Annotated in this window: 17 protein-coding genes and 2 tRNA genes; 7 read left to right on the top strand and 12 right to left on the bottom strand. The window is 62.8% G+C overall.

The genetic code is table 11. From position 1 onward, the window contains the following. The first annotated feature begins 12 nt into the window (after positions 1-12). Positions 13-480 carry a recombination regulator RecX gene (recX, locus tag ACPRTJ_RS03845; RefSeq protein WP_078480048.1) on the top strand — a complete coding sequence of 156 codons (468 nt, stop codon included), beginning with the start codon at positions 13-15 and terminating at the stop codon, positions 478-480. A gap of 52 nt (positions 481-532) precedes the next feature. On the opposite strand, the gene ACPRTJ_RS03840 is transcribed toward recX, so the two are convergent. Then, positions 533-1651: an LOG family protein gene (locus ACPRTJ_RS03840; protein ID WP_210014257.1), complete on the bottom strand. Its 1119-nt coding sequence runs from the start codon at positions 1649-1651 to the stop codon at positions 533-535. Between the two features lie 345 nt (positions 1652-1996). Then, positions 1997-2416: a quorum-sensing-regulated virulence factor family protein gene (locus ACPRTJ_RS03835; RefSeq protein WP_043864266.1), complete on the bottom strand. Its 420-nt coding sequence runs from the start codon at positions 2414-2416 to the stop codon at positions 1997-1999. A 246-nt stretch (positions 2417-2662) separates the two neighbouring features. On the opposite strand from ACPRTJ_RS03835, the gene ACPRTJ_RS03830 reads away from it, so the two are divergent. From ACPRTJ_RS03830 to ACPRTJ_RS03820, 3 genes are all read left to right on the top strand, one after another. Continuing rightward, complete coding sequence (locus tag ACPRTJ_RS03830) at positions 2663-3373, top strand: tRNA-uridine aminocarboxypropyltransferase (RefSeq protein ID WP_043864265.1); 711 nt, start codon at positions 2663-2665, stop codon at positions 3371-3373. Between the two features lie 264 nt (positions 3374-3637). Further along, positions 3638-4288: a response regulator transcription factor ErdR gene (gene erdR, locus ACPRTJ_RS03825; RefSeq protein ID WP_054914978.1), complete on the top strand. Its 651-nt coding sequence runs from the start codon at positions 3638-3640 to the stop codon at positions 4286-4288. Positions 4289-4365: 77 nt separating this feature from the next. Beyond that, complete coding sequence (locus ACPRTJ_RS03820) at positions 4366-4728, top strand: diacylglycerol kinase (RefSeq protein ID WP_104572119.1); 363 nt, start codon at positions 4366-4368, stop codon at positions 4726-4728. Here ACPRTJ_RS03820 and ACPRTJ_RS03815 read toward each other — a convergent pair. Beyond that, entirely contained in the window at positions 4725-5651 is a 927-nt protein-coding gene (locus ACPRTJ_RS03815) for a LysR family transcriptional regulator (protein ID WP_043864262.1), read from the bottom strand. The two genes, ACPRTJ_RS03820 and ACPRTJ_RS03815, sit on opposite strands and share 4 nt — an antisense overlap. 121 nt (positions 5652-5772) lie before the next feature. Here ACPRTJ_RS03815 and fpr point away from each other — a divergent pair, with 121 nt between their 5' ends. Continuing rightward, positions 5773-6552, top strand: a complete 780-nt coding sequence (fpr, locus tag ACPRTJ_RS03810; RefSeq protein ID WP_043864261.1) for a ferredoxin-NADP reductase — start codon at positions 5773-5775, stop codon at positions 6550-6552. Between the two features lie 111 nt (positions 6553-6663). On the opposite strand, the gene tsaA is transcribed toward fpr, so the two are convergent. From tsaA to rimO, 5 genes are all read right to left on the bottom strand, one after another. Next, a complete protein-coding gene (gene tsaA, locus ACPRTJ_RS03805) occupies positions 6664-7359 on the bottom strand; it encodes a tRNA (N6-threonylcarbamoyladenosine(37)-N6)-methyltransferase TrmO (RefSeq protein ID WP_426429070.1) in 696 nt (231 codons plus the stop codon). Between the two features lie 7 nt (positions 7360-7366). Beyond that, a complete protein-coding gene (locus tag ACPRTJ_RS03800) occupies positions 7367-7828 on the bottom strand; it encodes a DUF1456 family protein (RefSeq protein WP_043864260.1) in 462 nt (153 codons plus the stop codon). 41 nt (positions 7829-7869) lie between these two features. After that, the gene (locus tag ACPRTJ_RS03795; RefSeq protein WP_088514533.1) at positions 7870-8580 is read right to left on the bottom strand and encodes an rRNA pseudouridine synthase; all 711 of its coding nucleotides are present in this window, start codon (positions 8578-8580) and stop codon (positions 7870-7872) included. 130 nt (positions 8581-8710) lie between these two features. Beyond that, positions 8711-9178, bottom strand: a complete 468-nt coding sequence (locus tag ACPRTJ_RS03790) for an acetyltransferase (RefSeq protein ID WP_058541504.1) — start codon at positions 9176-9178, stop codon at positions 8711-8713. Positions 9179-9267: 89 nt separating this feature from the next. After that, positions 9268-10605, bottom strand: coding sequence for a 30S ribosomal protein S12 methylthiotransferase RimO (gene rimO, locus ACPRTJ_RS03785; RefSeq protein ID WP_043864258.1), 1338 nt, complete (start codon positions 10603-10605; stop codon positions 9268-9270). A gap of 267 nt (positions 10606-10872) precedes the next feature. On the opposite strand from rimO, the gene ACPRTJ_RS03780 reads away from it, so the two are divergent. Next, the gene (locus ACPRTJ_RS03780) at positions 10873-12771 is read left to right on the top strand and encodes a potassium transporter Kup (protein ID WP_058541506.1); all 1899 of its coding nucleotides are present in this window, start codon (positions 10873-10875) and stop codon (positions 12769-12771) included. 74 nt (positions 12772-12845) lie between these two features. Here the strand turns inward: ACPRTJ_RS03780 and ACPRTJ_RS03775 are convergent, their stop codons facing one another. The 4 genes from ACPRTJ_RS03775 to ACPRTJ_RS03760 form a co-directional block, all read right to left on the bottom strand. Beyond that, entirely contained in the window at positions 12846-14138 is a 1293-nt protein-coding gene (locus ACPRTJ_RS03775) for a virulence factor family protein (protein WP_426428159.1), read from the bottom strand. Further along, positions 14138-16780, bottom strand: a complete 2643-nt coding sequence (gene mprF / locus ACPRTJ_RS03770; protein ID WP_043864255.1) for a bifunctional lysylphosphatidylglycerol flippase/synthetase MprF — start codon at positions 16778-16780, stop codon at positions 14138-14140. The genes ACPRTJ_RS03775 and mprF overlap by 1 nt, the downstream gene beginning before the upstream one ends. Before the next feature lie 218 nt (positions 16781-16998). After that, positions 16999-17075: transfer RNA gene (locus ACPRTJ_RS03765), tRNA-Met, on the bottom strand. Positions 17076-17207: 132 nt separating this feature from the next. Continuing rightward, positions 17208-17284 (bottom strand) — tRNA-Met (locus ACPRTJ_RS03760). 213 nt (positions 17285-17497) lie between these two features. Between ACPRTJ_RS03760 and dinB the strand changes: the two genes are divergently transcribed. Then, entirely contained in the window at positions 17498-18562 is a 1065-nt protein-coding gene (gene dinB / locus ACPRTJ_RS03755; RefSeq protein ID WP_426428158.1) for a DNA polymerase IV, read from the top strand. The last annotated feature ends 3 nt before the right edge of the window (positions 18563-18565 follow it).

The following is an 18565-nucleotide window of genomic DNA, read 5'->3' as shown; positions in this document are numbered from 1 at the left end:
TGCAGATAGACCATGTCCGTCGTACTCGATACCCCCGTCGCCATAAGGCGGACAGCTATGGACCTGCTCGCGCGACGCGAGCATGGTCGTGTCGAGCTGACGCGCAAGTTGCGTCAGCGCGGCGCTGAGCTCGAATTGATCGACCAGGAACTCGACCGTCTGACGGAAGAGGGCCTGCTCAGCGAAGCGCGCTATCTCGAAAGTTTCATCAGTTACCGCTCCCGTTCGGGCTATGGCCCTGCGCGTATCCGTGAAGAGCTCAGTCAGCGCGGTTTGCAGCGTAGTGATATCGAACAGGCCTTGCGTGAGTGCGGCATCGACTGGCAAAGCCTGCTGATCGATGTATGGCAACGCAAGTTTTCCGGGCAACTGCCCTCCGATCCGCGCAGTCGCGCACAGCAAACCCGTTTTCTGGTCTACCGTGGTTTTTCCATGGAGATGGTCGGTCGTGTGCTGAGTGGTCGCAGCCTGGACGATTGAGCGATGGCCGACCCGAAAGGGGGTAGGCCAGGCATGTTCACGGTGTGGCTTTTCAGGTGACCTTGAGGGGTTCACGTGCCCGTTGCTGGGCTTCATTGTGCTGAGGCTTTGCCCAGTTTTCCGACCGGTTGATGAAGTCTACCAGCTCGCGCAGGCGGCCCTGATCGCGTCCATTGAAGGCAAAAGCCAGGCGTGACAAGTGGCTGAACTGTGCCTCGTCATGCTCCTCGCCTGCATAGGCGTGCTGATGGAAGTCGCCACTCAGGCGCAGGTCGGCGAAGGACTGCTGGATGTCGAGCAGGGCCGCTTCGCTGAGCGGGTGGTGTGTGCGAATCACGAACTGGTTCTTCAGCCAGCGGCTGGAGTGGTAGTTGCTGTAGAACTGGTTGATTTCCGCTACCGCATCGTCGGCGTTGTTCACCAGGCGCACCAGCTTCAGATCGTTCGGCAGGATGTAGCGATTGCCTTCCAGCTGGCGGGTAATGAAGTCCAGTGCATCCTGCCAGAAGGTCCCCCCCGGTGAGTCGAGCAGTACCACCGGCACCAGCGGACTCTTGCCGGTCTGGATCAGGGTCAGCACTTCCAGGGCCTCGTCCAGGGTGCCGAAACCGCCCGGGCACAGTACCAGCGCGTCAGCTTCCTTGACGAAGAACAGCTTGCGAATGAAAAAGAAGTGGAACGGCAGCAACTTGTCCGTTCCATCCACCGTGGCATTGGCGTGCTGCTCGAAGGGCAGGGTGATGTTGAAGCCCAGGCAGTTGTCGACGCCTGCGCCTTCGTGAGCCGCAGCCATGATGCCGCCCCCGGCCCCGGTGATCACCATCAGGTCCGAGCGCGCCAGGGTCGCACCCAACTCGCGGGCCAGGGCATACATGGGGTGTTCGACCGGGGTGCGTGCCGAGCCGAACACGGTGACCTTGCGTCGCCCCTTGTACTGGTGCAGCACACGGAAGGCGTGGTCGAGTTCACGCAGTGCCTGCAGGGTGATCTTGGCGCTCCAGCGGTCGCTGTCATCGTGCGCCATGCGCAACACGGTCAGCATCATGTCCCGGTACAGTGGCAGGTTGGGGCTGTTGGGGGCGACCAGGTTGAGCTGTTGTTCGAGGTGGGTCAGGTCGATTGCATTGTTCTTGAAATGGTTGGCTAGCAATTCGTTGGTCTGGTACGGCATTCAACTTCTCCTTTTGCAGCAAAACCTTCGGCCTGGCCGCACATCGGTCAGGCCCCTCTGCTTGTCCGCAAAGTGAAAGGTCCTGGCTATAAATCTAGACCTTGTCGCAGGGTTATGCCGGTGTCGATCGTGGGCTCGCGAGGACGCGGCAGGCAATGGGCTGTACATGATGTTCAGGTGGGAGCCGGGCGGACAAGCCGGGCCCGAACTGCGCAGTACAGGCCAACAACCGGGGCCTGAAGTGACAAGGCCTGTAGTGACCGTGCGTAGAGTACGCGTCACATTCAGGCCTTGATCGCTGAGCTGCGCGCCGATGGCGAGCAGCGGCGCAACAGAGAACGCTGGTTACTTCTTCTTCTGCCCGGAAACGCAACTGGCCTTGTTGAACGACTGGTCGATCACCGGGCGGTTGGTTTTGTACTCGGTGAAACGGTAGGTCAGCACAGCACCGCGGTCCATCAACTGGCGAAAGCCGGTGTTACGGCACACGCTGTCTCCCAGTTGGCCGCGCATGACTTCCGGGTTTTGCTGCATTTTTTGTGCATGGCCGGCGCGAACGCTGAGGTGGTTGATCAACTGGTTGCCTTCGACAGTGTAGCCCTGATCGAGGATGTCTTCGTTGATTGCCCGAGGGGTACCCACGCTGCTTTCCTTGGCGACTTCTTGAAGCTTCTGGTTCAGGGCGTACTCTTGCTTGGAGACGGCATGCGCGCCCAACGGCAGGGCAAGCAACAGGCTCAAGGATGGGGCAATGAAACGCAGCATGAATCTCTCCTGGTTCGATAACTGGCGATTTGACCGGTCATTGCGCGCAGTGTTCCGTCACAGGCGCTATGGCAGTACTGGCAGGTCTGTACAGGCTGGAGATTATAAGGGAGTAGCGCGCAAGGCTGCACGGCAAATACGGCCAGTGGAGGCGGGCTCTGGTAAACTGCCGGGGTTTTAGTCTCGCTGAGCCTGCGTCGTGCCCTGCCTTTATTGCCATCCCCATTGCCACCGTTGCGCCCTGTCATGAGCCATGCCGTCTCGCGCCTGCGCGCCGAGCGCCTGGCGCGCAGTGTCAAACCCTTCGTCGCGCGCGGCTCGCGTGCGCCACGCTGTCCCGGCTGCCGGGTAATCCCCGAATACTGTCTGTGTGCCTGGCGCCCGCGGGTGCAGGCGCACTCGGGCATTTGCCTGCTCATGCATGACACCGAACCACTCAAGCCTACGAACACGGGCTGGCTGATTGCCGACGTGATCGGTGACACCACGGCGTTTGCCTGGGAACGCAAGGCGGTGGATGCACAGTTGCAGGCGCTGCTCGATGATCCACAGTGGCAGCCCTACATCGTTTTCCCGGGTGAATTCGTGGCGCCGGAGCGAGTGGTCAGCAGCGTCGCCCCAGCGTCGGGCAAGCGCCCGCTGTTCATTCTGCTGGATGCCACGTGGCCCGAAGCCCGCAAGATGTTTCGCAAAAGCCCGTACCTGGAACGGTTCCCGGTGCTCAATCTGCAGCCTGAACAGATCTCGCGCTACACATTGCGCCGCTCGCGGCGCGACGACCATTTCTGTACCGCTGAAGTGGCAGCCATGTGTCTGGAGCTGGCCGATGACCAGCAGGCCTCGCAGGCACTGGATGCCTATCTGGACGTATTCAGCACCCATTATCTGGGCGCCAAGAACAGGCTTGTGCTGGATGAAGACGATGCCGTGCACCAAAAACTGCGGCCCTTCCTATAGTTCAAGGGGCAAGTACGCCACTTTGCTTCATAATGTGTGCACTGGCGCCATGGGCTACGAGACAACCACCGGGCTTTGAACTTGACCACCCGGTCCGGGCTCGGCATCCTTGGCGCCGATTCGGGCACGACGAAGGCTTGAATGCTGTTTTCCTGGCCCCGACGTGCCTTTTTGGCTTCCGGCACTGCCGCCCGATGCCCTTGAGCTGCCCCGCCAGGCGCCCCCACGCTGGCTGCGCCTGCACAGAACAGGATCATTAGATCGATGGCCACATACGAAATCCTGATTGCCGATGACCACCCGCTGTTTCGCAGTGCGCTGCGCCAGGCCGTTACCCTGGGCCTAGGTCCGGACGTTCGACTGGTTGAGGTGGCAAGCATCGCCGAACTGGAAACCCGCCTGGCCGAGAAAAACGACTGGGACCTGGTGCTGCTGGACCTGAACATGCCCGGTGCCTATGGTTTCTCGGGGCTGGTGCTGCTGCGCGGTCAGTATCCGCAAATCCCGGTGGTGATGGTCTCGGCCCAGGAAGAGGCGGCCGTGGTGGTAAAGTCCCGAGAATTCGGTGCCAGCGGCTTTATCCCAAAATCCAGCCCGCTGGAGCAGATTCAGGACGCGGTCAAGAAAGTGCTCGATGGCGATGTCTGGTGGCCGCCGCAAGCCTTCGAGAAGATCGATGTGTCCGCTGAAGCCAAGGCCGCCAGCGAGGGCCTGGCCAGCCTTACCCCACAGCAATTCCGCGTGTTGACCATGGTGTGCGAAGGCCTGCTGAACAAGCAGATTGCCTATGAGCTGAGCGTGTCGGAGGCCACCATCAAGGCCCACGTCACCGCGATTTTCCGCAAGCTGGGCGTGCGTACGCGCACCCAGGCCGCGTTGTTGCTGCAACAATTGGAATCGGTTTCAACGAATTAAGGCCACTGGCCTTCACGCTTTTTTGACTCGGCGTGCACTAGCCTGCACCGCTCCTCATTGGGTTCAAGTGGCTTTCTATGTCGCCTTTCAAGGGCCAGACCGGCCTTAAACGAGTGTTCAACGCCGCCGGCTATTCGTTCGACGGCCTGCGCGCCGCCTTTACCGGCGAAGCGGCGTTTCGTCAGTTGGTGCTGCTCAACGTGATGCTGATCCCGGTCGCCTTCTGGCTGGATGTAAGCCGTGCCGAGCGCGCGATCCTGATCGCGGTGTGCCTGCTGGGGCTGATCGTCGAGCTGCTCAACTCTGCCGTGGAAGCCGCGATCGATCGTATTTCCCTGGACCGCCACCCGTTGTCCAAGAACGCCAAGGACATGGGCAGTGCTGCCCAGTTCGTGGCGTTGAGCATCGTGGCGGTGGTGTGGGCGGTGATTCTGCTCTAGGCAATGTGCGGCAGCACGATTTCGTCGCTGCGTCGTACCCCGGCAGTAAAGTTGCGGCACAACTCCAGAAACTCGCGCATCGCCGAGGTCTGGTACTTCTGCTTGTGCCAGATGAAGTAGAACTGCCGCGCCAGGTCCAGGTCGGGGGTTTCCACCGCCACCAGGCTGCCGCGACGAAACGCATCGCGCAGCGCCAGACGTGAAATGCAGCCGATCCCGAGCCCTGATTCCACCGCGCGCTTGATCGCTTCGGTATGTTCCAGTTCCAGGCGGATGTTGAGTGTCGAGCGATGGTGGCGCATCGCCTGGTCAAAGGTCAGGCGCGTGCCTGAACCCTGCTCGCGCAGAATCCAGGCTTCATGGGTCAGTTCCTCAAGGCTGGCGCGACCCTTGAGCGCCAAGGGGTGCTGCGGCGCGCAGAACACCACCAGTTCGTCCTCGACCCAGGGCTGAACCTCCAGGTCGGGGTGGTTGCAATCGCCTTCTATAAGACCCAGATCAATTTCATAGTGCGCGACCTGATGCACGATATGGGCGGTGTTCTGTACATGCAGTTTGACCTGGCTCTCCGGGTGAACCTGCATGAAGCTGCCGATCAGCAAGGTGGCCAGGTAGTTGCCGATGGTCAGTGTGGCGCCCACTGCCAGAGAGCCGAAGCCGGACTTGCCGTTGAGCAGGTCCTCGATTTCCTTGGCCTGGTCGAGCAGGGCCACGGCCTGGGGCAGCAACTGGTGCCCCAGTGCATTGAGGCTCAGGCGCTTGCCGGCACGATCGAACAGCTGACAGCTGGATTGCCGTTCAAGCTCGGTGATGGAGGTGCTCGCAGCCGACTGCGACAGCGCCAGTATCCCGGCCGCACGGGAGACGCTCTGGTGTTGCGCGACGGCCACGAAGACCTGAAGTTGACGCAGTGTAAATCGCATATCTATATAACCGATAAGACATATCTTGATAATTCATTTAACAGATATTGTCGCTCGCACTAAACTATCGCGCAATCGCGCTCACGGTCAGCGCTGCGTTATTTTTCAGGAGCCCCCGTACATGAGCAACATGAACCACGAACGTGTCCTCAGTGTTCATCACTGGAACGACACCCTGTTCAGCTTCAAGTGCACCCGCGACCCGGGCCTGCGCTTCGAGAACGGTCAGTTCGTGATGATCGGCCTGCAACAGCCTAACGGCCGCCCGCTCATGCGCGCCTATTCGATCGCCAGCCCTAACTGGGAAGAGCATCTGGAGTTCTTCAGCATCAAGGTGCCGGACGGCCCGCTGACCTCGCAGTTGCAGCACCTGAAGGAAGGCGACGAGATCATCATCAGCAAGAAGCCTACCGGCACCCTGGTGCTGGATGACCTGAACCCGGGCAAGCACCTGTACCTGCTGAGCACCGGCACTGGCCTGGCACCGTTCATGAGCGTCATCCAGGACCCGGAAACCTACGAGCGCTTCGAGAAAGTGATCCTGGTCCACGGTGTGCGCTACGTCAACGAAGTGGCCTATCGCGAGTTCATCACCGAGCACCTGCCGCAGAACGAGTTCTTCGGCGAGGCGCTGCGTGAAAAACTGATCTACTACCCCACCGTCACCCGCGAGCCGTTCGAGAACCAGGGACGCCTGACTGACCTGATGCGCAGCGGCAAACTGTTCAGCGACATCGGCCTGCCGCCGATCAACCCGCAGGACGATCGTGCGATGATCTGCGGTAGCCCGAGCATGCTGGATGAAACCAGCGAAGTCCTGAACAGCTTCGGCCTGAAAGTCTCCGCGCGCATGCGCGAGCCAGGTGACTATCTGATCGAGCGTGCGTTCGTCGAGAAGTAAGCAGGCAGTACCAGTAAAAAACGCAGACCGTGGTCTGCGTTTTTTTTTGCCCTGGATTTGTGGTGTGGCATTCGCCGGCGCGGCGTTCCTGCGACCTCGCGGGCGCCGGCCCTACGCCTCGCGCACCACCTCCAGCACCCGGATCGTATCCAGCTGAGGGTAGTGCCAGCGTACCTGCACGTCCCAGAACCTGACCCCGTACACGCGCTCGACCGGGGGCACCTGATAGGCCGGGCGTGGATCCTGTGCCAGGCATTGTTCTATCAGCTCCACCAACGGCTCTGCGAGACGCAGCGCATGCGCATGGGCCTGCTGCAGTGCCGAGTCGCTCCACTGCACCGTGATCGGCGCAGGCGGGGCGCTGGCCATGTGATTGACCGCCCCGGCTACGCTGTCGGCATAGGGTACATAGGGCTTGATATCGATGACCGGCGTGCCGTCCAGCAGGTCGATGCCCGACAGCAGCAGTCGCCCGGCCTCGACGCCCTCCAGCTTCACCACCGATTGCCCGATGCCGTTTGGCCGGTGGGTGGCGCGGGTGGCGAACACGCCCATCGACGTGTTGCCGCCCAGGCGCGGCGGGCGCACCTTCAGGCGCGGCTTCTCTTCCAGGGCCTGATGAAACAGGAACAGCAGCCACACGTGGCTGACCTGCTCTAGCCCGGCAACCGCTTCCCCCTGATCGAAAGGCGATACCAGCTCCAGCGCCCCGCGCGCAGCCGGAGCCAGCTGCGGTTGGCGCGGGATGGCGAACTTCTCCTTGAAGCAGGAGCGCACGTAGCCGACCGGCTCGACACTGTAGGCCATGATCGAATCAGCCACGCACTCGCAGGGTCAGGCCCTTGAGGAAGTTGCGCAGCAACTGGTCGCCACAGGGGCGGTAGTTGCTATTGCCGACCTTGCGGAACAGGGCGCTGAGTTCAGGCTTGGATACCGAAAAATCCGCCGCCTTGAGAATGGCATGCAGGTCGTCTTCCTTGAGCTCGAAGGCCACCCGCAGTTTTTTCAGGATGATGTTGTTGGTGACCGGCAGTTCGACCGGCAGAGGCGGGCGGCTCTCGTCGCGACCACGCTTGAACACCACCAGGCCATCGAGAAAATGCGCGATGACCTCATCCGGGCAGCGCACGAAGCCTTCTTCCTCGTCTTTTTTCAGGTAGCTGGCAATGTCGGCATCGCTGACGTCAAAACCGTTGATGCGGGTGATCTCTGCCAGTTTGGCATCGCTGATATCCAGCATGTAGCGCAGGCTGCGCAGCACATCGTTGTGAATCATTGGACAATCCTGATCAAGTGGCAACGCCCGAGTGGCGAGGCCTAGAATTTTTCTTTGCTGGACAGGTAGCGCCACTGGCCCAGCGGCAGCTTGCTCATGGCCACGCCGCCCAGGCGGATACGGCGCATGCTGACCACGCTGACACCGACACTGCGGCACAGCAGTTCGATCAGCCCCGGCGTCGGGTTTTTCAGCACCATGCGCAGGCGCGTCTCGTTCTGCCAGCTGGCCTTGATGCGGGGCAATTCCTGGCCCTTCCAGGTGAAACCGCGGTTAAGGCGTTCGAGGCCATGGGCAACCATCTCGCCGCTGACCTCGACCACATACTCCTGCTCCAGCTTGGCCAGGTCCGAGGTGACCTTGCGCACGGCACGCCAGTCCTGGCTGTACACCTGCAGGCCGCTGGCGCCCTGTTGCAGCTCGGCGACGCAGGTCAGCCGGGCAAAGTGGCCCTTGAGCGGGCGATGCCCTTCGGCGTGGGCCTCGGACAAGGTGGCCGGGGTCATGCTCAGGCGAGCGCTTTCGCTGTCCTGGTCGGCGGCCTGGTGCAGCAGCAGGGTTACCGGTTCCAGGGCTTCGGCCTTGGCGCCCGGCAGCAGGGCGACGACCTGGCCGTCGACCTTGAGCTGTGGCTCGTCGACGACGTTGCCGTCAACGGTCACCCAACCGCCTTCGATATAGAGTTCGGCCTCCCGTCGGGAGCAGCCGACCAGTTCGATAAGGCGTTTGGAAAGACGAATGGGTTCAGACATGACGGCGGCCGTGGCACAGGGAAAGGCGCCCATTGTAACCGCCCGGGCGGGCGAAGGCCCGGCTACATTCGTGCCGGGCGGCTATTAATGCCGTGAGGGGATGATTTTCGGATCGGCCTTACAGCGTCCTTCAGCCCGTGCTCGCAGACTGTGTACGACCTAGCCTGAGGTGAAGCAGGGGGTAGGGTTTGCCCATGCCGTCCTTTTCCGAGCGCCCGATGACTTCGAAGCCTTGGCTGGCATAGAAGCCGATGGCCTGGGGATTCTGCTCGTTGACGTCGAGCTCATCGGCGTTCAGCTCATTGATGGCATGCCGCAGCAACTGCTTGCCGATGCCCTGACCGCGATACTGCGGGTCGACGAACAGCATTTCGACACGCCCGGCCGCTACACCGGCAAAGCCGGTGATGCGTTGCTGGCTGTCCTTGCAGCAGATCAGCATCACTGCATCCAGGTACTTGGGCACCAGTTCACGCAGCAGCACGATGTAGCTGTCGGGGAGAAAATCGTGGGTGGCACGTACCGAGGCTTCCCATACCTGCAGCAGGCGAGGGTAGTCGTGGGGGCTAGGGGTTTGCACGGTGAAATGCGCGCGCATCGCAGGGTCTCCTGGGGTGTCCGTACTGGACACGATAGTCCAATAAAAAGCCCCGCCATGATGGCAGGGCTTTTCCAGGCCGCAAAGCGTCAGACAGGCTCGGCCCACAGGTCGTATTCGTCGGCATCGGTGACGACGCACCAGACCTTGTCCCCCGGCTTGAAGCCGTGGTCGCCGTCGATGAACACATTGCCGTCGATCTCCGGGGCGTCGAAGAAGCTGCGGCCCACCGAGCCCTGCTCCTCCACTTCGTCGATCAGCACTTCGATGCGCTTGCCGATGCGCAGTTGCAGGCGTGCGCTGCTGATGGCCTGCTGGTGGGCCATGAAGCGATCCCAGCGGTCCTGCTTGACGTCATCAGGAACCACGGGCAGGTCCAGGTCGTTGGCCGGTGCGCCTTCGACGGGCGAGTACTGGAAGCAGCCGACGCGGTCGAGCTGGGCTTCGGTGAGCCAGTCGAGCAGGTACTGGAAGTCTTCCTCGGTCTCGCCGGGGAAGCCGACGATGAAGGTGGAGCGGATGATCAGCTCCGGGCATTGTTCGCGCCATTTCTTGATGCGTGCCAGGGTCTTGTCTTCGAAGGCAGGGCGCTTCATCGACTTGAGCACCTTGGGGCTGGCGTGCTGGAACGGGATGTCCAGGTACGGCAGCAGCTTGCCGGCGGCCATCAGCGGGATCACGTCATCGACGTTCGGGTACGGGTACACATAGTGCAGGCGCACCCACACGCCCAGGCTGCCGAGCGCTTCGCACAGCTCGAGCATGCGCGTCTTGACCGGCCGGCCGTTCCAGAAGTCGGTCTTGTACTTGACGTCGACGCCGTAGGCGCTGGTGTCCTGGGAGATCACCAGCAGCTCCTTGACGCCGGCCTTGACCAGGCGCTCGGCCTCGCTCAGCACCTCGCCCACCGGGCGGCTGACCAGCTTGCCACGCATCGACGGAATGATGCAGAAGCTGCAGGTGTGGTTGCAGCCTTCGGAAATCTTCAGGTAGGCGTAGTGACGCGGGGTCAACTTGACACCCTGGGGCGGCACCAGATCGATCAGCGGATTGTGGTCCTGACGTGGTGGCACCACTTCGTGCACGGCGTTGACCACCTGCTCGTACTGCTGCGGCCCGGACACCGACAACACGCTGGGGTGCACGTCGCGAATGTTGTTGGCGTCGACACCCATGCAGCCGGTAACGATGACCTTGCCGTTTTCCTTGATGGCCTCTCCGATCACTTCCAGCGATTCGGCCTTGGCCGAGTCGATGAAGCCACAGGTGTTGACCACCACCACGTCGGCATCCTCGTAGGTGGGCACGACTTCATAGCCTTCCATGCGCAGCTGGGTCAGGATGCGCTCGGAATCGACCAGGGCTTTGGGGCAACCCAGGGAAACGAAGCCGACCTTTGGCGTGGTGGGCGTGGCGGTGGTGGACATGGTTAACCTCGGTGTAGAGGGGCTGCTTGGCACGCGAAGGTGGCAGCCCTGACGGGCGCTTTGGGGCGCCTCTGATCAAAAAGTGCGCAATTCTAGCGAGGCACAACGCGCTTGACTAGCAGAAATGCGACGAACGCTGCGCTATGCTTCGCGCCATCGCTCCCGCGTCGTTCAGCGCTGCGTTCGGCACGCTGCGACGGGTTGCAAAAATGATAGCGCCTGGCGCGAATTTCGCCGGCCTCTGGGTCTTGGTTGCGGGAGTGGTTGATGGTTCAGGCAAGCAGTCAGGCCAATGCCGGGCATACGGCGGCAAAGCCGCTGAGCCTGCTGGTGGCGGCAGTCGGGGTGGTATACGGCGATATCGGTACCAGCCCCTTGTATACCCTCAAGGAAGTCTTCTCCGGCGGCTACGGGGTGCCGGTCAACCATGATGGTGTGCTGGGCATCCTGGCGTTGATCCTGTGGTCGCTGATCTGGGTGGTGTCGATCAAGTACGTGCTGTTCATCCTGCGCGCGGACAACCAGGGGGAGGGTGGCATCATGGCCCTGACCGCGCTGGCCCGACGAGCGGCTGCGCCTTATCCCAGGTTGCGTGCGCTGCTGGTGGTGTTCGGCTTGTTCGGTGCGGCGCTGTTCTATGGCGACAGCATGATCACCCCGGCGATTTCGGTGCTGTCGGCGGTCGAAGGCATGCAACTGGCGTTCGATGGCATCGATCACTGGGTGATACCGGTGGCGCTGGTCGTGCTGGTGGCGCTGTTTCTGATCCAGAAGCACGGTACCGCGCGCATCGGCATTCTGTTCGGGCCGGTGATGGTGGCCTGGTTCGTGGTGCTGGCGGCCCTGGGCGTGCACGGCATCATCCAGCGCCCCGAAGTGCTGCAGGCGCTCAACCCGATCTGGGCCGTGCGCTTCTTCATCGTCCACCCCGGCATGGGCGTGGCGATTCTGGGCGCCGTGGTGCTGGCGCTGACCGGGGCCGAGGCCTTGTACGCCGACATGGGGCATTTTGGCCGCAAACCGATCGCGCGGGCCTGGTTCGCGCTGGTGCTGCCGGCGCTGGTGCTCAACTATTTCGGTCAGGGCGCATTGCTGCTGGAGAACCCCGAAGCGGCACGCAACCCGTTCTACCTGCTGGCCCCCGGCTGGGCGCTGGTGCCGCTGGTCGGGCTGGCCACCCTGGCCACCGTGATCGCTTCCCAGGCGGTGATTTCCGGGGCCTTCTCCCTCACCCGCCAGGCCATCCAGCTTGGTTATGTGCCGCGCATGCAGATCCAGCACACCTCCAGCGACGAGCAGGGGCAGATCTACATCGGGGCGGTCAACTGGTCGCTGATGGTCGGGGTGATCCTGCTGGTGCTGGGCTTCGAGTCCTCCGGCGCGCTGGCGTCGGCCTATGGCGTCGCGGTAACCGGGACCATGCTGATCACCACCATCCTGGTGTCGGCGGTGATGTTGCTGCTGTGGAAGTGGCCACCGCTGCTGGCGGTACCGGTACTGCTGGGCTTTCTGTTCGTCGACGGGCTGTTCTTTGCCGCCAACGTGCCCAAGGTGCTGCAGGGTGGGGCATTCCCGGTGCTGGCAGGGATTGCGCTGTTCATCCTGATGACCACCTGGAAGCGCGGCAAGCAGATCCTGGTGGAGCGCCTGGATGAAGGCGCGTTGCCATTGCCGGTGTTCATCGCCAGCATCCGCGTGCAGCCGCCGCACCGTGTGGAAGGTACGGCGGTGTTCCTGACCGCGCGTTCGGACGCGGTGCCCCATGCGCTGCTGCACAACATGCTGCACAACCAGGTGCTGCACCGCCAGGTGGTGTTGCTCACCGTGGTCAACGAGGATTCACCGCGGGTACCGCCACAGCGGCGTTTCGAGGTGGAGGGGTATGGCGAGGGGTTCTACCGGGTGATCCTGCATTTCGGCTTCATGGACGAGCCGGACGTGCCGGCGGCGTTGAAGCTGTGTCACCTGGACGAGCTGGATTTCAGCCCCATGCGCACCACCTACTTCCTCAGCCGCGAGACGGTGATCGCATCCAAGCTGGTGGGCATGTCGCGCTGGCGTGGGGTGCTGTTTGCCTTCCTGCTGAAGAATGCCAACGGCAACCTGAGGTTCTTCAACCTGCCATTGAACCGGGTGATCGAGCTGGGTACGCAGGTGGAGATCTAGCGGGACCTTTCGCCGCCAAGGCGGCTCCTGCAGGATGCGATCCGTTGCAGGAGCCGGCCTTGCCGGCGAGGCTTCTACTGTTCAGCGATGCTGGACTTCCCCTGGCGCGTTTCGATCTCGCTGATCAGGCGCTTGGCCAGGGCCGGGTAGTTTTCGTCGAAGTGGTGCCCGCCAGGCAGCTTCACGCGCTCACCCACGGCGGTATGGTCGGTGCAGCCGCTTTCATCGGCCTCTTCTTCACCATAGATGCACAGCACCTTGCTCGGCGGCATCCTGGCCATCTCAGGCCCGGTTGGCGCCTCTTTGCCGGCATTGCCCAGCCAGCCCTCGACCTCGATCTCGAAACTGCCACTGCGCGCGAACGCCAGCAGAATCACCGCATCGATGCGCTTCTGGTCTTCGGATGGCAAGCGGTTGTAGATCGCCGGCAGCACGTCGGCACCGAATGAATAGCCGGTCAGTACGAAGCGTTTGGTGCCCCACTTCTGGCGGTAGTGCTGCATCAGCTCGGACAGGTCGACTGCGCTCTGCTCCGGTGTCTTGTGCTGCCAGTAGTAGCGCAGGGTATCGATGCCCACCACCGGGTAGCCCAGCTTGGCCATCTCGCCCGCCACGTCGCGGTCAAGGTCGCGCCAGCCGCCATCGCCGGACAGGAACAGCGTCACGGTGTCGGTGGTCTGGCCGGCCGGCACTTCCACCACCGGAATGCTCAGTGCATTGCCATCCACGCCCAGCAGGGCCTGGGTCAGCTGGGCCTTGAGCACCTGGGGCAGGTGGATGTCGTAATCGCTGATGCTGGTCTGTGCATTGGCCTGGTCGCGCACGAAGGCGGCGCTGGCGTCATCCGGGTTGTCGTTCCAGGCCACGTTCCAGTGACCATGGGCGGCCGACTTGGGCAGCGCGGCGCTGCAGCCGGGCTGCTCGATGCTGAACCCCACGGAGATGGCCTGGGCCTTGTCGTTGGTCTGCCCGGCCAGCCAGCTCCAGGCCAGCCCAGCTCCCGGGCCGATGCCGGCAACCAGCGTCGGCGTGCCCTGCAACTGTTGCAAGGCCTGCTGCAGCGCCTGCTGCTGCAGGTTGCAGTCGCTCGGCGGCAGGATCACCTGTACCAGCTGGGCGCGGGCACTCTGGCTCAGGTCGATCAGTTGCTTGTCGCTCAGGGCCTGGTTCTGCGGCACGGCCACGGCCACCAGGTCCTTGCCTCGCGAGCTTGGGGTAACCCGCACCAGGCTGCTGCCATCGGCCAGGGTCAAATGTTCAAGGTGCGGTTGCGGGGCAGGGCGGGCCCACAGCCAGAAGCCCAGGGCCGCCGCGAGCAGGGCCAGCACCAGGGCGGCCAGTACATGAAGCCAGTAGCGTCGAATCATCAGCGTTTCACCAATCCGGTCAGGCCGCCTGCAATCAGGGCGGCGGTATCGGCCAGGGCCACCAGGGGATCGAGCCCGGCGGGTACGGCCATGTAACGGGGTTCCCAGTCAGGCTGGAACTTGTCTTTGAAGCGGCGCAGGCCCTGGAAGTTGTACAGTTGCTCGCCGCGCTGGAACACCATCGAGCCCAGGCGCTGGGTCAGAGGTGCGCCGCGACGCGGCTGCAGCCCGGACAACGGCACCATGCCGAGGCTGAAGCGCGCATATCCATGCGTCTTGTAGTGTTGGATCAGGCCGATCATCAGAAACTCCATGGTCAGCTTTGGTGCTTGCGGGTGCGCGCGCATCAGGTCCAGGCTGGCCAGCTCGCGGCTGTGGGTTTCGAGCAGGTTGGCAAAGGCCACCGGCTGGCCCTGGAAGCGAATCAGCGCGATGCGGAAGTGCTGCAGGTACTCTGCGCTGAAGCGGCCCAGCGAAAAGCCTTTTTCGCGCACGTTCTTGCCTTCGAGCCAGGCATCGGAAATCACCTTCAGTTCCTCGAGCGGGGCTTGCCCGGGCTCGTGGATCTCCAGGCTCAGGCCGTCGCGCCCGCCGCGGTTCCAGGTATAGCGCAGGTCTTTCATCTCCTTGCCCTTGGCGTCGAGGTCGAAGCGCAGCAGGTCCACGCGGGCCTCTTCGCCCAGCTTGATCGCGGTCAGGCCGATGTCCATGTAGAAGGGCAGGTTCTCGGCACGCACCTGGTAGAACACCGGTCGAGCGTGGTGGATATCGCACAGGTCGCGAAACTGCCAGATCATCTCGGCGCGGCGCTGGGCCGGGCCGATCGGGTCGTACAGCGCCACCAGGCTGCGCCCGCGGCGGGCGTACATCAGGAAGGCGTCATCCTGAGGGTGGAACAGCAACGCCTTGTCGCCGGTCAGCGCCAGGCCGCCATCGGGCTGGTCGGAGCTCTGCAGGATGCGGTTGGCCCGTTGCAGCTCGTCACCCGTGGGCAGGTGGATGGTAGGGCGTGCGGTACGTAGCAGCCAGGTCAGTGCAACGATCACCAGCAGTACCGCGCTACCGAGCAATGAGCGCAGCCCGCGCGGGGCATCGGCGTCCAGGGTGAACTGCCACCACAGCTGGTGGCTGTAGGGCACGTCCTGGTAGGCGAACAGCAGCAGCCACACCGACGCGCCGATCACGCAGGCACTGGCCACCACGTAGACCGGCGAGAAGGGCAGCTCGAGCAGTCGGCTGGGCCGGTAGAACGAACCGCGGAACACTGCCAGCAGGCAGGCGGTAAACGTCAGCAGGCTGGCCTCTTCCCAGTCGAAGCCCTTTAGCAGCGACAGCAGGGCGCCGACCAGCAGCAGCACGGTGGTGAGTATCCAGGCTGCCGACAGGCGCCGCCGCAGGCCCTGGGCCAGCAGCAGGCACAGCACGCCGATCAGGCTGGCGCCGAAGTGCGAGGCATCGATCAAGCGGTGCGGCACCAGGAAACCCAGGTGCTCCAGGCGCGTGTCGATTTCAGGCGTGGCCCCGGAGAACAACAGCACCACGCCCGACAGGAACACCAGAATCGCCAGTACCGGTGCGGCAAGCCCGGAGGCCACCTTCATGGCCTGGCGCGCGAACAGAAAGCGCTTGGCTTCGCTGGCCAGCAGGACCACGCAGGCCACCAGCAGCGGCAGCACGACATAGATCAGGCGGTACAGCAGCAGCGCAGCGGCAAGTGGCGCAGCCCCCAGCTGGTCGGCGAAGGCGGCCAGCAGGATGGCCTCGAAGACCCCGACCCCGCCGGGCACGTGGCTGAGCACACCGGCAGCCAGGGCTAGCAGGTACACCAGCAGGAACGCACCGAAGGGCGGAGCCTCGGGCAGCAGCAGGTACAGCACCGTGGCGGCGGCGGCCACGTCCAGTGCGGTGATCAGCAGCTGCAGCAAGGTCAGGCGCGCGCCCGGCAGGCGCAGCGTGCGTCGGCGTATGCGTACCAGCAGGTTGTCGGCCAGCGGCTGTTCCGGCAGTCGACGCCGGTACAGCCCGTAGGCCAGGGCCATGCTCAGGCCCAGTACCGCGACGGCGATGGCGGCCAGTACCGGGGCCGGCGTGCGCAGCGCCATGGCCGCGGCGGGCAGGTTGCTCAGGGTGGCCAGCGCTGCCAGCGGCGGCAGCGCGCAGCCCAGCGACAGGCTGGCAAACAGCGTCATGCGGGCCACTTCGGCACCGCCTATGCCGTGGCGGGCGTACAACCGGTAACGCACCGAGCCTCCGGACAGCAGCGACAACCCGATCGCGTTGCCGATGGCGAATGCACAGAAGCCGCCCATGGCCAGGGTGGCTGAAGGCAGCCGGACCCCGGCATAACGGCTGGCTGACCATTCATAGCCCAGCAGGATGACAAAGCCTGCGACCGTGGCCAGCAGTGCACCGGCCAGGGCGGGCTTGGGCACACTCAGCAGCGAATCGTGCAGGGCATAGATATCCAGCTCGCTGAGCAGATGGCGACAGGCAATCAGGGCGATGCCGAACAGTAGCAGGGTGACCGCCAGGCCGATCGGCTGACGATACCGACTGAGCAGTTCCAGCCAGCGCAGGCGATGCGGGGCGATGGGCTGGGCGGCGCTAACGGGGGTTTCTGCTTCGGGCGTTTGTGGGCGCATCAATCACCTTTTTGGATTGCGCGCGACTGGACGATGTATCCGACCAAGTTACCAATCCCTATGGAAAAATAATGTCTGAATCTTACTCGCGATCATGCCGATCCGCGCCCATCAGGATAGTTAAAGAAGTTTCATGCTGCCGCAAGGGCATGGAGGGAAGGTATTTTTCGCCAGACGCAAAAAAGGCCACTTTTTTCAAAGTGGCCTTTTCTGTTGTTTGGTTGCGGGAGCCGGATTTGAACCGACGACCTTCGGGTTATGAGCCCGACGAGCTACCAGACTGCTCCATCCCGCGTCTGTGGGGCGGATTCTACAGCGTATGGAGATGCTGTCAATGCTTAATTGTTGATTTACAACAAAAACCTGCTATGGGCCAAACAGCGCCCAACAAAAAAGGCCACTTTTTCAAGTGGCCTTCTCTGATGTTTGGTTGCGGGAGCCGGATTTGAACCGACGACCTTCGGGTTATGAGCCCGACGAGCTACCAGACTGCTCCATCCCGCGTCTGTGGAGTGGATTCTACAGATATCTCAGAACGTGTCAACCGCTAAAATCCAGAAATCCTTTTTTGTTCAATTGCTTAGCGTTTGTGATCTGGCTGCGGGCGCGCTAAGGCGGGGGCTGCAGGGCATTTGCCCGGGGTGACGGGTGCAGGGTGCAGCCGGTGGTGACGAGTGAGATACTGCGCGTACGAATCAACGGTGTTAACGGTCATCCATGTCCCAACGCAAGATCATCCACATCGATTGCGACTGTTTCTACGCAGCCATCGAGATGCGCGACGACCCGCGGCTGGCCGGCAAGCCTCTGGCCGTGGGTGGCTCGGCCGACCGACGCGGGGTGATTGCTACCTGCAACTACGAAGCGCGGGCCTTTGGCGTACGCTCTGCGATGTCGTCGCACCACGCGTTGAAGCTGTGCCCCGACCTGACCATCGTCAAGCCGCGCATGGATGCCTATAAGGAAGCCTCGCGGGAGATTCACAACATCTTCCGCGAGTACACCGAGCTGATCGAGCCATTGTCGCTGGATGAAGCCTATCTGGACGTATCCGACAGCCCGAAGTTTTCCGGCAGTGCCACGCGCATTGCCGACGACATTCGCCGGCGGGTGTCCCAGCGCCTGCACATCACGGTATCGGCGGGGGTGGCGCCCAACAAGTTCCTGGCCAAGATTGCCAGTGACTGGCGCAAACCCAACGGCTTGTTCGTGATTACCCCGGCACAGGTGCAAGACTTCGTCGCCTGCTTGCCAGTGACCAAGCTGCATGGGGTTGGCAAGGTCACGGCTGACAAGCTGGGGCGCCTGGGCATTGTCGATTGCAAGGATCTGCGCGAGTGGGGCCGCCTGGCCCTGGTCCGCGAGTTCGGCAGTTTCGGCGAGCGTCTTTACGGGCTGGCGCGCGGCATTGACGAGCGGGTGGTGCACAACGACAGCCGGCGCCAGTCGGTGAGCGTCGAGAACACCTACGACAGCGACCTGCCGGACCTGGCCAGCTGCCTTGAAAAACTGCCTGAACTGCTGGAATCGCTGGGCGGTCGCATGGCCCGGATCGACGACAGTTACCGGCCGGGCAAGCCGTTCGTCAAGGTCAAGTTCCATGACTTCACCCAGACCACCCTGGAGCAGGCGGGGGCGGGGCGTGATCTTGAAAGCTACCGGCAACTGCTCAGCCAGGCTTTCGCGCGCGGCGCCAAGCCGGTCAGGTTGCTGGGAATTGGCGTGCGGTTGCACGACTTGCGCGGGGCGCATGTTCAGCTGGAGCTGTTCACGCCCGAGTGAAAC

The organism is Pseudomonas palmensis (genome assembly GCF_049942755.1).
GTDB classification, from domain to species: domain Bacteria; phylum Pseudomonadota; class Gammaproteobacteria; order Pseudomonadales; family Pseudomonadaceae; genus Aquipseudomonas; species Aquipseudomonas palmensis.
Note: the sequence above shows the minus strand (reverse complement) of the source record. Positions and strands in the feature narration are given on the sequence as shown.

Bases quoted from the DNA above. Each gene is read 5' to 3' on its own strand.
- recX (WP_078480048.1), top strand. From the start codon at position 13: ATGTCCGTCGTACTCGATACCCCCGTCGCCATAAGGCGGACAGCTATG.
- ACPRTJ_RS03840 (WP_210014257.1), bottom strand. From the start codon at position 1,651: ATGCCGTACCAGACCAACGAATTGCTAGCCAACCATTTCAAGAACAAT.
- ACPRTJ_RS03835 (WP_043864266.1), bottom strand. From the start codon at position 2,416: ATGCTGCGTTTCATTGCCCCATCCTTGAGCCTGTTGCTTGCCCTGCCG.
- ACPRTJ_RS03830 (WP_043864265.1), top strand. From the start codon at position 2,663: ATGAGCCATGCCGTCTCGCGCCTGCGCGCCGAGCGCCTGGCGCGCAGT.
- erdR (WP_054914978.1), top strand. From the start codon at position 3,638: ATGGCCACATACGAAATCCTGATTGCCGATGACCACCCGCTGTTTCGC.
- ACPRTJ_RS03820 (WP_104572119.1), top strand. From the start codon at position 4,366: ATGTCGCCTTTCAAGGGCCAGACCGGCCTTAAACGAGTGTTCAACGCC.
- ACPRTJ_RS03815 (WP_043864262.1), bottom strand. From the start codon at position 5,651: ATGCGATTTACACTGCGTCAACTTCAGGTCTTCGTGGCCGTCGCGCAA.
- fpr (WP_043864261.1), top strand. From the start codon at position 5,773: ATGAGCAACATGAACCACGAACGTGTCCTCAGTGTTCATCACTGGAAC.
- tsaA (WP_426429070.1), bottom strand. From the start codon at position 7,359: ATGGCCTACAGTGTCGAGCCGGTCGGCTACGTGCGCTCCTGCTTCAAG.
- ACPRTJ_RS03800 (WP_043864260.1), bottom strand. From the start codon at position 7,828: ATGATTCACAACGATGTGCTGCGCAGCCTGCGCTACATGCTGGATATC.
- ACPRTJ_RS03795 (WP_088514533.1), bottom strand. From the start codon at position 8,580: ATGTCTGAACCCATTCGTCTTTCCAAACGCCTTATCGAACTGGTCGGC.
- ACPRTJ_RS03790 (WP_058541504.1), bottom strand. From the start codon at position 9,178: ATGCGCGCGCATTTCACCGTGCAAACCCCTAGCCCCCACGACTACCCT.
- rimO (WP_043864258.1), bottom strand. From the start codon at position 10,605: ATGTCCACCACCGCCACGCCCACCACGCCAAAGGTCGGCTTCGTTTCC.
- ACPRTJ_RS03780 (WP_058541506.1), top strand. From the start codon at position 10,873: ATGGTTCAGGCAAGCAGTCAGGCCAATGCCGGGCATACGGCGGCAAAG.
- ACPRTJ_RS03775 (WP_426428159.1), bottom strand. From the start codon at position 14,138: ATGATTCGACGCTACTGGCTTCATGTACTGGCCGCCCTGGTGCTGGCC.
- mprF (WP_043864255.1), bottom strand. From the start codon at position 16,780: ATGCGCCCACAAACGCCCGAAGCAGAAACCCCCGTTAGCGCCGCCCAG.
- dinB (WP_426428158.1), top strand. From the start codon at position 17,498: ATGTCCCAACGCAAGATCATCCACATCGATTGCGACTGTTTCTACGCA.